General features: G+C 46.5%; 13 protein-coding genes and 2 pseudogenes. 7 read left to right on the top strand and 8 right to left on the bottom strand.

Translation table 11 applies throughout. From position 1 onward, the window contains the following. Positions 1 to 74 precede the first annotated feature (74 nt). Together QZ918_RS15205 and QZ918_RS15210 are read left to right on the top strand one after the other, a co-directional pair. Positions 75 to 230, top strand: coding sequence for a transposase family protein (locus tag QZ918_RS15205; RefSeq protein WP_293143535.1), 156 nt, complete (start codon positions 75 to 77; stop codon positions 228 to 230). 210 nt (positions 231 to 440) lie between these two features. After that, positions 441 to 779, top strand: a pseudogene (locus tag QZ918_RS15210) (ISAs1 family transposase); the annotation flags it as partial. 547 nt (positions 780 to 1,326) lie between these two features. On the opposite strand, the gene QZ918_RS15215 reads toward QZ918_RS15210, so the two are convergent. Then, on the bottom strand, positions 1,327 to 2,640 hold the full coding sequence (locus QZ918_RS15215; protein WP_293336386.1) for a type IV pilus twitching motility protein PilT: 1,314 nt from the start codon (positions 2,638 to 2,640) through the stop codon (positions 1,327 to 1,329). Positions 2,641 to 2,922: 282 nt separating this feature from the next. On the opposite strand from QZ918_RS15215, the gene QZ918_RS15220 reads away from it, so the two are divergent. Beyond that, a complete protein-coding gene (locus tag QZ918_RS15220) occupies positions 2,923 to 4,092 on the top strand; it encodes a DUF58 domain-containing protein (RefSeq protein ID WP_293336388.1) in 1,170 nt (389 codons plus the stop codon). Here QZ918_RS15220 and QZ918_RS15225 read toward each other — a convergent pair. From QZ918_RS15225 to minC, 5 genes and pseudogenes are all read right to left on the bottom strand, one after another. Beyond that, positions 4,082 to 4,249, bottom strand: a complete 168-nt coding sequence (locus tag QZ918_RS15225; protein WP_293336390.1) for a hypothetical protein — start codon at positions 4,247 to 4,249, stop codon at positions 4,082 to 4,084. The genes QZ918_RS15220 and QZ918_RS15225 overlap by 11 nt on opposite strands. Positions 4,250 to 4,394: 145 nt before the next feature. Beyond that, positions 4,395 to 5,638: pseudogene (locus QZ918_RS15230) on the bottom strand (transposase). A 204-nt stretch (positions 5,639 to 5,842) separates the two neighbouring features. Further along, on the bottom strand, positions 5,843 to 6,229 hold the full coding sequence (minE, locus tag QZ918_RS15235) for a cell division topological specificity factor MinE (RefSeq protein WP_293336392.1): 387 nt from the start codon (positions 6,227 to 6,229) through the stop codon (positions 5,843 to 5,845). Between the two features lie 215 nt (positions 6,230 to 6,444). Continuing rightward, on the bottom strand, positions 6,445 to 7,251 hold the full coding sequence (minD, locus tag QZ918_RS15240) for a septum site-determining protein MinD (RefSeq protein WP_293143547.1): 807 nt from the start codon (positions 7,249 to 7,251) through the stop codon (positions 6,445 to 6,447). 429 nt (positions 7,252 to 7,680) lie between these two features. Further along, positions 7,681 to 8,478: a septum site-determining protein MinC gene (minC, locus tag QZ918_RS15245; protein ID WP_293143550.1), complete on the bottom strand. Its 798-nt coding sequence runs from the start codon at positions 8,476 to 8,478 to the stop codon at positions 7,681 to 7,683. 225 nt (positions 8,479 to 8,703) lie between these two features. On the opposite strand from minC, the gene QZ918_RS15250 reads away from it, so the two are divergent. From QZ918_RS15250 to QZ918_RS15265, 4 genes are all read left to right on the top strand, one after another. Then, positions 8,704 to 8,880 (top strand): hypothetical protein, encoded by a 177-nt coding sequence (locus QZ918_RS15250; RefSeq protein ID WP_293336394.1) that lies wholly within the window; start codon positions 8,704 to 8,706, stop codon positions 8,878 to 8,880. Continuing rightward, on the top strand, positions 8,832 to 9,821 hold the full coding sequence (locus QZ918_RS15255) for an ADP-ribosylglycohydrolase family protein (protein ID WP_367275349.1): 990 nt from the start codon (positions 8,832 to 8,834) through the stop codon (positions 9,819 to 9,821). The genes QZ918_RS15250 and QZ918_RS15255 overlap by 49 nt, the downstream gene beginning before the upstream one ends. Positions 9,822 to 10,011: 190 nt before the next feature. Next, the gene (locus QZ918_RS15260) at positions 10,012 to 10,713 is read left to right on the top strand and encodes a DUF4079 domain-containing protein (protein ID WP_363318754.1); all 702 of its coding nucleotides are present in this window, start codon (positions 10,012 to 10,014) and stop codon (positions 10,711 to 10,713) included. Positions 10,714 to 11,022: 309 nt separating this feature from the next. Further along, on the top strand, positions 11,023 to 12,753 hold the full coding sequence (locus QZ918_RS15265; protein WP_293336396.1) for an NAD(P)H-quinone oxidoreductase subunit 4: 1,731 nt from the start codon (positions 11,023 to 11,025) through the stop codon (positions 12,751 to 12,753). A 118-nt stretch (positions 12,754 to 12,871) separates the two neighbouring features. Here QZ918_RS15265 and QZ918_RS15270 read toward each other — a convergent pair whose 3' ends face one another. Continuing rightward, positions 12,872 to 13,045 carry a hypothetical protein gene (locus QZ918_RS15270; protein ID WP_293336398.1) on the bottom strand — a complete coding sequence of 58 codons (174 nt, stop codon included), beginning with the start codon at positions 13,043 to 13,045 and terminating at the stop codon, positions 12,872 to 12,874. 357 nt (positions 13,046 to 13,402) lie between these two features. Next, positions 13,403 to 15,088, bottom strand: coding sequence for an NB-ARC domain-containing protein (locus QZ918_RS15275; RefSeq protein WP_293336400.1), 1,686 nt, complete (start codon positions 15,086 to 15,088; stop codon positions 13,403 to 13,405). Between the last annotated feature and the right edge of the window lie 234 nt (positions 15,089 to 15,322).

A 15,322-nucleotide genomic window follows, 5' to 3' on the forward strand; every position in this document is an offset into this window, starting at 1 on the left:
AATGGCATCCTTTATCCGATATTCTGATCGTGGCGATTCTCTCCACCATTGCAGGCGGACAAAGCTCTTAAGCCATGGTGGAACTCTATGGCAGTAGCAAACAAGCTTGGCTCTCCACCTTCTTAGCACTCCCCAATGGCATCCCCAGCCCAGATAGCTTTCGGCGGGTGATTGAACGTCTCCACCCCAAACAGATGGAAGCCGCCTTCGATAACTGGGGGCGTTGCTGATTTACGGTATGAAAGGCTAAATAGGTCTGTCATAGAAACCAGTATCCACAAAGGTTTTGGATTTTAAACTTATTTTTTTCATACCATGATTAAGCAACGCCAAAAAAGAATCATCCCACCCTCTTCCAGCAAGTTCAGACGTGGTTTGAGACGGCACAGACTGAGAACACCTTACCCAAAAGTGCAGACTACACGGTGGAATCCGGCCATGTGGAACGAACGCGTCAATTTTGGAACAAAACCACCCATGAGATCCAGTTTTATCTCACGAGTCTGGACGCCGATAACCCACGCATTGGCGGTGCCATTCGCCAGCATTGTGGCATTGAGAACTCACAACATTGGGTTCTCGATGTCACCTTTAGCGAAGATGCCTGTCGCGTTCGGTCGATGCCTGATCCCCAGAACCTGGCCGTTTTACGACGGTTCGCCCTCAATGCCCTCAATCGACAATCCTCACGTAAAAAACGCAGTTTAGTCCATAAAATGAGACGGGCTGCGTTGATACTCGAGCGGGCTAAAGCCGCTGAGATTCTGCTGACAAAGTAAGCTTTAAGTTTTACTCCCGCTACGACCATCAAACGCCGTCTACTTAGTCACCTAAATTTAATTTAGGTTTCCAGTTACTTTTACTGTTTCAACGCTTTCCAAGTCCATCACGCTCGGCCTTCATGCGGTACGCTCAACAACCTACTATTACTTGCCCTTTACTGTCATACTGTCATCAAGTTTGCACTCTTTCCGTTGTTTCCAGGGACGGGAATTTCACGCCAACTAGGATGTTTCAACACGTAGATGGTTGTTCTTACTCACTTCTCGATCGTAATACAATATTTTAATAGAAATAGCAAAGAAAGAACACTCTTGACTGAAGTCCCCCGAGCCGCTTCCCTAGGAAGGACTAAAGTCACGCTTGTTTCCCGCATCCGGTATTGATTTTTATGAGCGATGACTATATGCTGAAGGTATTAGTCGCAGCGCTCCCTGAACTCTCTCAAAGTAGCAGTCCTACAACCTAGATGGCAAGTGCGTTAAATGGTATTAATTTGTGGGGTAGGCTTGCTGTGCCTACCCCTGTATGTATGTTGCTATTAGGCTAGGCGCGAACGCTCCTTTCTTTTTTGCTACCTTCAAAGTCTCGAGCCGACCCAACTTCGTAGCCTCCTGTCCGCAAGCGGCGGTCTAAATCGCTGGCTTCGGGAGAAGTTTTTGTGGCTTCTTCGATTGTCACTCTACCTTCAAGTACGAGTTTGTAAAGATCCTGGTTGATAATCTTCATGCCTTCGTAGGTGTCATTTTGCATCAACCGGAAAGCTTCATCATCATCACCTTTCATCAAGTAATCGTGCATGGCTGGCGTGTTCACCAAAATATCGTGAACTGCGACGCGGCGGTTGTCAACTGTTGGCAGCAAAAGTTGGGCAATTACTGCTACTAAAGAATCGCAAATTTGAATCCGCATTGCCTGCTGTTCCTCGGGCGGGTAGAGGTTTAACAAGCGGTTAAGAGCGTTGATGGCGCTGCGAGTGTGGAGGGTTCCCAATACTAAGTGACCAGTTTGAGCTGCTTGCAAGGCTGTATTGATGGTAACGCGATCGCGCATTTCCCCGATCAGGATGACATCGGGGTCTTCCCGCAAAACTGCCCGCAAAGCCTGCTGGAACTCGTGGGTGTGCAAGCCGACTTCCCGCTGGCTGACCAAGCATTTTTTAGAAGGGTGAATGAATTCGATCGGGTCTTCAATTGTAACTACGTGCTTCTGTTCCGTCTGATTGAGGTGGTCGATCATCGCAGCTACTGTTGTCGATTTCCCTGAACCCGTAGGCCCTGTAATCAAAATTAATCCTTGCGATCGCAAAATGATCTTTTTGAGAACGTCGGGCAACCTCAAGGAGTCGATAGTGGGTATTTCTAAACTGATTAACCGCAATACTAGGGCGCCGCCGCTGAGGGAATCAAAACAGTTTAGCCGACACCGCACGAAGCCTGGGTAAAAAATTGCTGAATCTAATTCCTTGGTAGTTGCAAACTGTTTTCGCTGTTCGGGGGTGAGAATTTCGGCTAAGTATTGTTCAAAAATTTCTGGCGTGACTTTGGGGTGGGTGGTTGCTACTTGCATCACGCCGCGAATCCGAAATCGAGGTACTTGGCCGACTCGAATGTGAATATCGGAAGCCGAGGCGCTATGGGCATCTCTGACCATTTGTTCGATCGTACTTATGGGAGTCTCAACAGCCCGCTGATGATGATGCTGCTGTTGCTGCTGCTGTTGCTGCGCCGGCGGGTGTGCAGCAGGCGCCGGGGGTGGTGGTGGTGGCGCAGGAGTTGCAGCCAAGGGTGGCGGTGGCGGGGGGGTGCGGCGGGCTTGAGGGTCGGGTTTAACTGGTGTAGGATTGTTTAATGGGTTCATTTTTTAGTCTCCAGTCAGTCGATTTTAGATTTTAGATTTTAGATTTTAGATTAACTCGCAGGTTTGAATCTGGGAGTTTCAACTATGGTCTAAAATTTGGGGATTGACCGTGCGCGATTCAGTGTCGGGATCTTGTATCCGTTATTGGGCGGGGTCAAGGTATGAGTGAAAAAATTCCCGATTTATAATCTAATCGCTCGCTTGCTAATTCGGTGCCAAATGCTGAGAATATTTTACAATTAGGCTTGATGGGCGATCGAGTAATTAACAATTTTAACTTCTATGAACATCCGTCACAAAATTGCCGATTGGCTCGAAAATCGGGCTGTTACTCCTGCCTACGCGGGTTGGCTGCTCTCAGGGATGACGGTGTTCTTTTTTGGATCTGCTACTAATACAATGGCTGGGTGGCTGTACGCGCTCAGCGGTGGCAGTTTGGCACTGCTGGCAGTAGCTGCGGTTTTGCCTGCAAAATCGCTGCGTTCCTTGGAAGTGCGCCGCCACCCGATCGAACCTGTGAGTGCGGGCGATAAAATCACCGTGGAACTAGAAATCGAAAATAGCGCCCGCCAACCTAAAACCTTGTTGCAAGTGGTAGACATCTTACCGTTTGTATTGGGAAAAGAGCTTGTCCGCCCGATCGAGATCGTAGAGCCTAAAAGTATCTACAGGGATACATACTACTTGGAAGTCCGGCAGCGGGGCGTCTATCGCTGGCAAGAGGTGCACTTGAGGACTGCCGCGCCTTTAGGGTTGTTTTGGTGCCGTCGCAGCCGCCCGGTAAAAGCGGTGGCGGTGGTTTACCCGCAGGTTTTGCCGTTGAGCACTTGCCCTTTGATCGATCGCATCGGTCAAGAAGACAGTCCGCAATTGTACGATCGCCTGCGATCGCAAACCGCTACCGAAGGCCTCACCCGCAACCTAAGACCTTACCGTCACGGAGACCCCACCCGCCTGATTCACTGGCGTACCAGCGCCCGCTACGGAGAACTGCGGGTGAGAGAGTTAGAAGTTGCAGCAGGCGGTCAAGAAATTATTATTGCTCTCGACAGCGCTGCATTGTGGCAACCAGAGGAATTTGAACGAGCGGTGACAGTAGCAGCGTCTCTTTACTTCTATGCTAGCAAGCGCCTGTTAAACGTCAAACTTTGGACGGCCGGAACCGGACTTGTATCGGGGAACCGGGTAGTTTTGGAAACCTTGGCGGCGGTTAATGCTGGGGAAGATGCGATCGATAGTCGATCGCAACTATCGATAATTTGGCTGACTCAAAACTCTGCAAGTTTAAGCACTCTTACACCAGGTAGTCGTTGGGTGCTCTGGCCGAGTTCCACTGCCCAAACAGGCGAAAAACTGTTAGTGAAACACGATTTACCTGGTTTGCAAATTCGCTCGGATAGACCTTTAGAACTTCAGTTACAAGATGCTTTAGAAAGAGCAATTAGTTATTAAGATTGAGTGATGAGTTTTCCGCGATCGTATTAAATCCGGTGACAGCAGAATTGTCGAAAGTGCGATCGTCCCCGCTCGCCAGAGGAGATAACTTGCGAGCTCTTAAGCTCGCACTGGTAAAATCATGATTCTGATGCAAACGCAAACGAGAGGGCAAGCTTTTTGCTATTTAAATAACATATTTGGGGCGGACAATCTTAGCCCACCCCACAAGATTTTAATTGTAGAGAGTTGACGTACTCCTCGGCATGAATGCGCGAGGATTCTCAAAGGTTGCATGAAAGCGGGCTTTAGCCACGCCTTCATGCCTTCTTTTTCCTGCTTCTCGGATTCTTAACTAGACTGTTACCAGTCCCCGCCAGACCATCTCCACAGGCAATTTCTTTTATATCTACCGAGCGTCCCTCGGCGGATAATCCGCGATTACGAATAACTTGAGATGCTGCTACATCTCGATGCGTTGTATACCCGCATTCTGGACAGGTGTGAACTCGATTATTAAGCTCTTTCTTGCCAGTATGCGTATCACAATTAGGGCATACCTGAGAGGTAAAATCCTTATTTACTTTTTCAAAGTAAACCCCACGCTTCCAGCACACCCAAGCAAGAATCGCAATAAATTGACCAAAGCCAGCATCTAAAGTGTGTTTGCAAAACATACCTTTAGCCCAAACTCGAAAATCGATATCTTCAACAAATATCATTCCCGCATCTTTTACTACTTCGTGAGCCAATTTAAAATGCCAGTCTTTTCTAGTGTCGGTTACACGCTGATGTAGTCTAGCAATTTTTCGATTTAACTTATGGCGGTTGTTAGATCCCTTCTTCTTGTTCTTGAGCCGACGTTGCAGCAATTTCAGCTTGCGGTGTTCGACTGCTAGAAACTTAGGACGTTTAATTAATTTACCCTCAGAGGTTGCTAAAAATTGGTCTAAGCCTAAATCTATGCCAATCGGATATCCAGTTGCAACAGGCTCAGGCACATTAACATCACATTCTAGTGAAATTATGACGAAATATCCGCTAGCCTTACGAACGATTCGAGCTTGTTTGACTGCAAACCCATTAGGAATCTCCCTAGATTTTATGAACTCAACAACACCTAATTGTGGCAGCTTAATGCTATTTCCTTGGATGCAGTTTTTGAGCATTTGAGGAAATACAAATGACCGCATTCGGTATTTGCTTTTAAATCTCGGAAACCCCATACCCTTACGCTTCATGTCTAGGAAGGCTGTCTCCAGCTTTCTTAACACCTGTTGAAGCATCTTTTTGCGTTAACCGTTTTTAGTTCGGGAAACAACTCTTTAGCCTTAGTGAGCAAGGCAGCCTGAACATAATAATTTGGGTAGGGAGCATCAGCACGAATAATGTACTCGTTCACAATCGAGCAAGCATTAATCGAGCATTTACGAGAGTTAATCCAGTCCTTCCGTTCTCTCAATGCGTAGTTCCAGACCTTACTACAAATCACTAGAATTCGTTCGATTTGAGAAATCTGTTCTTTTGTCGGCTTTAGTTTGTACTCGTAACTGAGATTTAGCATGGTTATTGACCAACTCTACAAAATATTGTACCATTTTGTAGATATCGTGACAACAACAAAATCTTGCTGGGTGACTGGCAGCTTAAAAGCTGTGGCTAGCCTTCATCCGGGCCTTGAAAGGACGGGGTTCTCGATATGTTTTCTATAGTTTAATTTCAATGGCGAGCCGATCGCACTCATTTAGCGAACAGAAAATCCCAATTCCTATCCCTCTTTAGTTTCGGGGAGAGTTTCGACTACATACTCCGGTACATACTCAGCCACCTTTTCGGGTTGATTCTCCGGCGATTTCTCAGGTAATTTATAGGGCAAATTTTCCGGTGGATTTTCCGGTCTAACTCGCCGGATCGGCAGATTTGCGATCAGTGATGTTGCCCGCTGGTCGCTTTCGAGACCGAACTCTGACTCAGTAGTATCAATTTCTACGTAGCGAGATACCACCTCTAGAATTTCTCGGCGCATAGACTCAACCATTTCGGGGCTGAGTTCTGACCGATCGTGGGCTAGAACCAGTTTGAGGCGGCGTTTTACATCGTCGCGGCTGTTGTCAGGGAGGCGCGGGAAAAGTCGTTCGAGAAGTGTATATATCATAGTTAAGGCGGTTTTGTCAAGGGTTGGGCATAGAAAAAGTCAGTCGATTTTAGATTTGAAATTTTAGATTGGGGAATGATTTATTCCCGTCTGGTTTGGAGTCGGGGGCAGCAGTTTGATGCTTTTTGCGAAATGGTTTTACTCCGGGAATTTTTGGGCTAGTTTTTGCGATGCAGTGGCTGCTGTTAAAGGTCGATCGCCAATAGGGCAGCACATCACATAATTTTAGTATTGAAAAACTTGCGGAGGCGAGTGAAAAACGTTTCCCGACGAGGAGTGAGATCTAAAAAATCAACTTTTTCGCCTTCTAAACGGCGGGCAATATTGTCGAAGGCAGTTCCAGCTAAAGAGGTCGTTTCCGACAATACTAATGGTTCGCCTCGATTGGTAGAAACGATGACCCGCTCGTCGTCGGGAACGACGCCTAACAGCGGAATTGCAAGGATTTCTCGCACGTCTTGCACCGACATCATATCATTTGCCAGCACCATTGCAGGCCTGATCCGGTTGACGATTAGCCTGATTTTCTTGACATTGTTGGCTTCCAGCAGGCCGATGACTCGATCGGCATCGCGGACAGCAGCGATTTCTGGAGTCGTGACAATGATACCTTCTTGCGCTGGGGCGATCGCATTTTGGAAACCCTGCTCAATTCCAGCCGGAGAATCGATCAAAATATAGTCATATTTTGCTCCCAACATCCCCACAAGCTGCTTCATTTGGTCGGCGCTGATGGCATCCTTCATGCGAGTTTGAGCCGCCGGCAACAGCACCAAGCGCGGCTGCCGCTTATCTTTCACCAAAGCTTGCTCTAAGCGACACTCTCCGGCGAGAACTTCTAATGCCGTGTAAACAATGCGGTTTTCTAAGCCCAGCAGCAAGTCTAAATTTCTGAGGCCGAAATCGGCATCAATTACCGCAACTGTACGCCCCCGCTTGGCTAAAGCCATGCCGAGATTGGCTGTGGAGGTGGTTTTTCCCACTCCGCCTTTCCCTGATGTAACAACAATAATGCGAGCCATAAGCGATTTTAGATTTATTTGGAATTAGTCATTGGGCATTGGGCATTGGGCATTGGGCATTGGGCATTGGTCATTGGTTATTGGTTATTGGTTATTGGTTATTGGTTATTGGTTATTGGTTATTGGTTATTAGTCACAAGCAATTAATTTTCTTGTTTTTTGTCATTCGTTGGCAATTGTTTTGTGATATTTGAGCAGCAATCTGTTATTCATTAAATCAACTCCACACTCAAAACTCATAACTCTCATTGTTCTACGATTTCTCTCTAAATTTGCACTGAAATTTTCAATTTTTCTTGATTCACTGATTTAGCGAAAACCCAAATTATCAAGTGCAGACTTAAATAGAAATAGTATGACTAATGACCAATAACGTTTGCGAGCGGGGACGCTCGCACTTCTGACCAATCACTAATAACTAATAACCAATTACCCATTACCGCCCATTAACTGCGATTTGTCAAAATCAGAGGCTCTACCGATCCGAATCCCCTGAGGCGTCACATAGGCGACTTCCGGGAAAAACTGAGCGGGTGAGGCTTCTGGGCCTCTGGCAACGTATTTAGCAATCCTAATCACCATCGGTTCCATCTGCAAGGTCATAATCACGCTGTTGGTGTTGCCGCCAGCACCCGCGTGCACGACGCCCCGCAAACGGCCCCAAACCAGGATATCGCCTCCGGCGACGACTGAGCCACCGGGATTTACGTCTCCCAAAAGTACGATCGTCCCTGGGTGACGAATTTCTACGCCCGATCGCACAGTCATCTGCAAATATAAAGGTTCCGCCAGCGATTGCGGTTTGTCGGCGGATTTACTCAGGGTAGAAACCGGAGGCTGCTGTTCTACAGAATAGCCTGCCGTAGCTGCGGCAACGGCCGTTTGGCGGCGGCTGGTGTGGACTCGTTTGAGTTGCAGTTCCGCTTCCAAGAGGGCATCGGCGATTTCTTGCAATTGGCGGATATCTAAAAGTCGATCGCTGCCCATCAATTGTACTTCGGCATTCGGCTGCCAAAAGCGTTCTCCAGCATTCAGCCTGACTTTTAGCTGCTGGCAAAGTTCAGTCCAAGTCGATGCCGTACCAGTTGCGGGTTCGTTGTTCGTTTCTGGGGGAAGTAGCAACAATAGCTGTCCGTCTTCAGTCTTGAGTCGGACTTGCAAATCTAAGCTAACTTCGGGTGTTGATTGAGGGGTAGCAGCAGCGGCTGTGGAGGCATCGGGTGTCATGGGACGGTTCGATCTCGGGTAGCGAAAGGTTAACATCAATATTAGCTTGAGTCGTCTTTGGCCTCAGCCTTTGGGGCGAAAAGTCGGGTTTTTTTATTTTTAACCGCAGGTAAGGCAATTTTCTTTCATTTTTGAACAAGATTTTTTTGATTCACCGCAGAGGGCGCAGAGTACGCAGAGAAAGAGAATTAAGAGAATAAAGTAGGTCTACACGGGAGCATCTCAATGAATGCAAAAAACATTTATTTTGACAGTCACATTGGTAGTAGTCACATTGGTAGTAGGGCGCGTCAGCCACTTCTGGCTTTTAACCTGAAAATTAGGCCCCTTGCTGATGCACCCTACAATATCTTTTGTCAAGTGCCCTCAACTGTCAACTGTCAACTGTCAACTATCAACTGAAAATTACCATGCAGCAAATAGAACGTTATCGCGGCAGTCTAATCGGTTTGGCAGTTGGCGATGCTTTGGGAACAACTTTAGAGTTTTGTCGCCCCGGAACCTTTGAGCCGATTAAAGATATGGTTGGTGGCGGCCCGTTTCGCCTGCAACCGGGACAGTGGACGGATGATACTTCGATGGCACTTTGTTTAGCTGAAAGTTTGATTGAAAAAAAAGATTTCGATCCAGTCCATCAATTAGAAACTTATCTGAAGTGGCGGCTACATGGACATTTGAGCAGTACAGGCAAGTGTTTTGATATTGGCAATACGGTGCAAGAAGCACTTTGGCATTTTAAAGATACAAAAAAGCCTTACTGCGGTTCTACTGATGCTTGGGCTGCTGGAAATGGTTCGATTATGCGTTTGGCACCCGTACCTTTGTTTTATGCAAAAAATCCTTTAGAAGTCATAGAAAAATCTGGAGCAAGTTCTCGAACCACTCACGGTGCTGCTACTTGCGTCGATGCTTGCCGCTATTTCGGTACTTTAATTGCGGGGGCTGTGAATAAAGTTAGTAAAGAAGTTTTGCTTTCCGAAAGATATTGTCCGATCGCCGAATATTGGGCCGCGCACCCGCTGGTGGCAGAAATTGATGAAATTGCGGCGGGTTCTTTTAAACGGAGACAACCTCCTGAAATTAAGGGTACTGGTTACGTGGTTAAGTCTTTGGAGGCGGCTCTTTGGGCGTTTTATAACAGTTCTTCTTTTGCCGAAGGGTGTTTGTTGGCTGTGAATTTGGGCGACGATGCGGATACAACTGGTGCAGTTTACGGACAGTTGGCGGGAGCTTTTTACGGCGAATCTGCCATACCACAAAAATGGATCTCGCAATTGACCGATTTCAGTCTAATTGCATCTTTCGCCGAACAACTGTTGACTGTAGGACTTACGCACGGGTGACTAGAAACCAAGTTTTTGTATGTCCGAATTAATGGAAATGCTCTTGCGCTCCTGGTAAGTTAAAATCTCTCTGGTTGTGATGTGCGATTTTGTTGAAGCCTCGGGTTTTGTTCGATCGCGATCGGGCGATCGATTTCGTCAAAATCTCAAAAGTTTAGTTTGATCCAGTTTAAAAACAAAAAGGTGCTTTATGGAAATTAAAGATTTTCTGAGTTTGCTGCATCCTGTTTTGGCTGTAGCGATCGTTTTTCCGATGCTTGGTATTGTGCTGAATATGGCTTGGCAAACTAGGCAGCGCCGCCAGCAAGTTGCCTCTGGGGATAAGAGCAAAATTCCCCCTGTAGTCGGCGGCGAACACGTCAAAGCAGGTAAAATTCTGTCGGGATCTGTGGTAGGAGTAACTCTGTTGGGTCTGGGCTACCCAATTTTTGAGCATATTTTGAGCAAGGATGTTTGGAGCAAAAACTCGTTTCAGGTAATTTTCATTATTCTGATGTTTGTTGCTACCATTGCCTCTTTGGTCATGTTATATCGATCGACACCTGCTATCTGGCGCGGCACATTTGCGACATTGACGGGTGCTGGCTTGGTGATTCTTGGCGCTCAAGATGGCGTTTTTCGGCGCAGCGATGAATGGTATTGGTCTCACTACTACATTGGCATCGCCGCTGCGTTGCTGATGGTTTTCTCCCTGGCGATAGTTCCAGACATTTACAAAGATCGATCGAATCGCTGGCGCACAGTCCATGTCATCTTGAACTCGATCGCTGTATTGCTGTTTCTGGGACAGGGAATGACGGGAACCCGGGATTTATTAGAAATTCCTCTGAGTTGGCAGAAACCCTATATTTATAGCTGTGACTTCCCAAATAAGACTTGCCCCAAACCGTGAGTCACAGTGCCAGCCATAAAAACTCGTGCTACAGAATAATTAATTATTACCGCTAGTACGCGGAACAGGTGCGTCGCCCTCAAATCGCCATGCAAGGGCTTAAAGAATGGCGGCGCGCCCTACAGAGATTGTTCGATGATTTTCAACAAGCTACATAAATACCTCCTAAGTATCTTGACATTTTGGGAAATCTATGCAGTAGATTTTTTTATCATTAATATAAAACAAATATTTGCAAATCTTAAGTTTTTATTAAACTTAAGTATTACAATAGTGGTAACTTTCAACTAAGTATTTATTCTCAATATCATGATAGCGGATCAATTTCCTTGGCTGACCGCAATAGTCATGCTACCCCTCGTAGCTGCCCTCGCCATCCCTTTTCTGCCCGATACAGACGGCAAAACTGTGCGTTGGTATGCCCTGGGCGTAGGCATTGCAGATTTTGTGTTGATGTGTTGGGTGTTTTGGACGCACTACGATCCGAGCATTTCTAGTTTCCAAATCGTTGAACAGTATCCCTGGATACCTTCTTTAGGTCTCAACTGGTCTATTTCGGTTGACGGATTGTCAGTGCCGCTAGTGTTATTGGCGGGATTGGTGACGACGCTATCGATTTTTGCTGCATGGGAAGTCGATCGCAAACCACGATTGTTCTACTTCCTAATGCTGGTGATGTACTCGGCACAAATCGGAGTATTTGTCGCCCAAGACATCATGTTGCTGTTCATTGTTTGGGAATTAGAACTAATTCCGGTGTACTTGCTAATCTCGATTTGGGGCGGACAAAACCGTCGCTACGCAGCTACCAAATTCTTGATTTACACCGCCGGCGCTTCTATCTTTATTCTCGTCGCTGCCCTAGCAATGGGATTCTACGGCGGAGGAAACGTTACCTTCGACATGGTAGAACTGGGCTTGAAGGACTATCCGCTAGGTTTAGAAATCCTACTTTATGCGGGATTGTTGATTGCCTTCGGCGTCAAACTCGCGATTTTCCCTTTTCACACATGGCTGCCTGATGCCCACGGTGAAGCATCTTCTCCTGTGTCGATGATTCTGGCCGGCGTGCTTCTGAAAATGGGCGGCTACGGACTGATTCGTTTGAATTTGGAACTGCTTCCGAAAGCACACGTTTACTTTGCGCCAATTATGGCGGTGCTCGGCGTAGTTAACATTATCTACGGCGCGCTTAACTCCTTCGGCCAAACCAACATGAAGCGCCGCTTGGCGAATTCGTCGATTTCTCACATGGGATTCGTGTTGTTGGGTATTGCTTCTTTCACCGATTTGGGAATCAACGGGGCGCTGCTGCAAATGATTTCCCACGGTTTGATCGCCTCAGTATTGTTTTTCCTGGCTGGCGTGACTTACGATCGCACCCATACCATGATCATGGACGAGATGGGCGAGATTGGGAAAGTAATGCCGAAAGTGTTTGCCTTGTTTACGGCGGGCGCGATGGCTTCTTTGGCACTCCCCGGTATGAGCGGTTTTGCTAGCGAACTCTCAGTGTTTGTGGGCGTCGCAACTAGCGATATTTACGGTACTTCTTTCCGTGCAGTAATCATATTCCTGGCGGCAGTGGGACTGATTTTGACACCGATTTATTTGCTCTCGATGCTGCGACAGTTATTTTACAACTGTGGAACATTGGCAGCTTGCGATTTAGAAGATCTAGATTTGCGGAATCAGCGAGAGAATATGGATGAAGCGGTTTGTTTCGGTAATAGTTGCGTTTTGCCTGGTGATGCAAAGTTTATCGATGCTCAACCTCGCGAAGTGGCGATCGCATTTTGCTTCTTGATCCCGATTGTCGGCATTGGTTTTTATCCGAACATGGCGATGCAGGTTTACGACGCGAAGACTGTGGCTGTTAACGCCGAAGTCCGCCAATCTTACACCCTCATCGTTCAACAAAATCCTCAGATTTATGCGAAGGGATTTTTGGCACCCAAAATTGCACAGGCTCCAACAGTACCTGCTTTGGGCAAAATTACCGGATCTGAATCTGCATCGGTTTTGGGTATTGTCAAATAATTTTATCCAATTCTGTTGTTGCTAAAAATAGAGCGATCGCTTTTGTTAAAGGGCGATCGTTTTTTTGTCGCATAAAGGAGTTAATAGTTGTAGGGGCGGTGCCCCCGTGCCCGCCCTCTTACTTGACAGTTGACAGAATCGTAGGGTGCGTCGCCCTCGAAAATTTATCGAGAAAAATCGACAATCTCATAGATCCGCACCGCGCATCGGGAGCATCAAGCGCGATCGCACTATAATAAAAAATGCTTTTTTCAAAAATGAGACGCACCTTAGACTTCTTGCGCTCATTCAAAAACTATTTTTATTTGAAATGAATCTGCGTCGAGCTGTATTTATTTGATTGACATTTGCGGTGGATCGATCGTATTATTTCGGGTCTATAGCCATAACAAAAACGGCTCGTAGTGCGGACTTAAGTCCGCTCTCCGGCTGCGGACTTAAGTCCGCACTACAAACGAACGAACGAAGTTTATTATACCATTGACAAAAAGTATTCCGACCAAACAATTTTTGGGCTAGTTGTATCAACTATCGTATCAGGTGTGTCATCGCTCGAAAAGTCGATTGAATTTACAGATTTTTGATTGAGCCATACCCTACAAATACTATTCAGTATTTTTCATAATAGGTGTATTTCCCGAATCTGATACTAGCGCCGAATTCCTAAAATAATCTGAGCTAAATTTTCCCTAGCATATCCCACCTCAAGCATCGATTTATCTTCCAGCCCCGAGGCAACTTTCGTCAGGATATTTAGCGGTTCTTCCGAACCTACAGTTTTCAGAAACAATACTTGCAACCGATTTGTAACTAATTCTACAATTGAGCGACTGCGATCCTCTTTGCTTTCTTTTTGTTGAGCAACACTCCTACTAAGATTGTGAGTTTTTAACAGCCACATTCTTTCTATTCCTTGCGTTTTGACTGTCTCCAAAACCTCCGCTTGAATCTGCTCGACTAATCTTTCACTTACATATTGCACGATTAAAGGCTGAAGCCTAAAAACAGTTTGCCCGCTCTCACTTATTTTTTCGATGAGAAAGCGACGGCCGAGAGAATCGAGATTTTTTAGCAAATCGGAAAGGGAAGAATTGACTAACATCTGCTCTCGCAAACTCGCTAGGGAAATCGGACTTTGAGCAATAGCCAACCAGTAAGCAATCTCTTGTTCTGAATTTGACATTCGATCGAACTGCTGCGCGAGCAAATTGCTGATGTGTTCTTCAATAAATAATGCCGTCGCTTCCAAAAACTTGACAACATTTCCCTCGAAAAACTCATGAATCGTTGTCGCCACAATCTTGATTGCTAACAGATTGCCTCCGTACCGGGCTAACAAGATTTCCCATTCTCTATCTTGGGCGGACAAACCTTTTTCTTTGAAAATATCTCGGGCTATTTCCTCGGAAATAGCAGGCTTTAAAAAGCGCACTTTTTCTCCAGCTAGCAAAGCCATTTCCGTAGGCTCTTCGGCACTAACTAGGACAACACAGCTCTGGTGATTGACTTCACAGAGCCGCACAATTAAATCTCGATATCCTTCACAGCCTTCGCGGTAATGTCCCGCTAGTTCTTCTGGTTTGAGCACTGCTTCAAAATCGTCTAAAATTATCAGACATCGCTGCTGGCGCAGATACTCGACTAGGCGCGAAATTTTGCTGTTAAAGTCGATCGTCTTCGAGGAGTCCGCTAACGGCAAATCGGACTTTTGTGGGTTAGCAAAAAGTTGAATTAAGCTAGTGAGGAAGTCGGATGCTGTTGGTGTCGATCGCAGCGATCGCCAAATCACAAAATCAAACTCATGCTGTACCTGTTTTGCCAACTGCACCGACAGAGTTGTTTTCCCACTACCGGCCAAACCCAGCAGCGCTACTACGCGACAATTATCCGATACAATCCACTGCTTTAAAGTAGTTAATTCTTCAGTCCGCCCGTAAAAAACCGCAACATCCGGTGCTTGGCCCCAATCTTCCTGTCGGCGCCCGTTAGCGAAGCCCGCCCCTACGGGGGCTGCGCCAACGGAGAGGATTGGCATATTGAATAGAGAGCCTTTACCTTGACTAAAATCAATCGAACCCTGCTCGGTGTGGTAGGAAAACAGCAACTGATGCCTCAATTCCGAGAGCTTTCCAGGGCCATTCCCCGCGATCTGAAACTTTTTGTAAACTTCGCCTAGTCTTTTGCGAACGGCGATATCGCTAATGCCAAGCTTGGTTGCGATGGTAGCCGTAGATTGACCGTCGAGAGCCATAAACACAGTCTCTAACTCGGCATCTGTGACACCGCGCTCTTTAGCGATCGTTTGCACAAAGTTTTGAGGAATCGGAGTAGTCAAGGTAGGAATCTCGCCTGTACTAAAAATCTATCTTCTATTATATTCTCTGAGTTCTCGCGGGCAAACAATTGAATAAGTCAATCTTCAGCTTGCTTGTCGGTCTTGGAGGGCCGTTTGAGATATTTATACCCAAATTATCCATTTTGATACCACTTCAAAAAAAGAATGCAACCAAGCGTCGAAGTCTTGTAGGGTGGAGGCAAGGCGATGAGCGATTAATCTGTAGCACCTGCG

It is taken from the genome of Microcoleus sp. CAWBG58 (assembly GCF_020883045.1).
In the GTDB taxonomy this organism is placed as follows: domain Bacteria; phylum Cyanobacteriota; class Cyanobacteriia; order Cyanobacteriales; family Microcoleaceae; genus Microcoleus.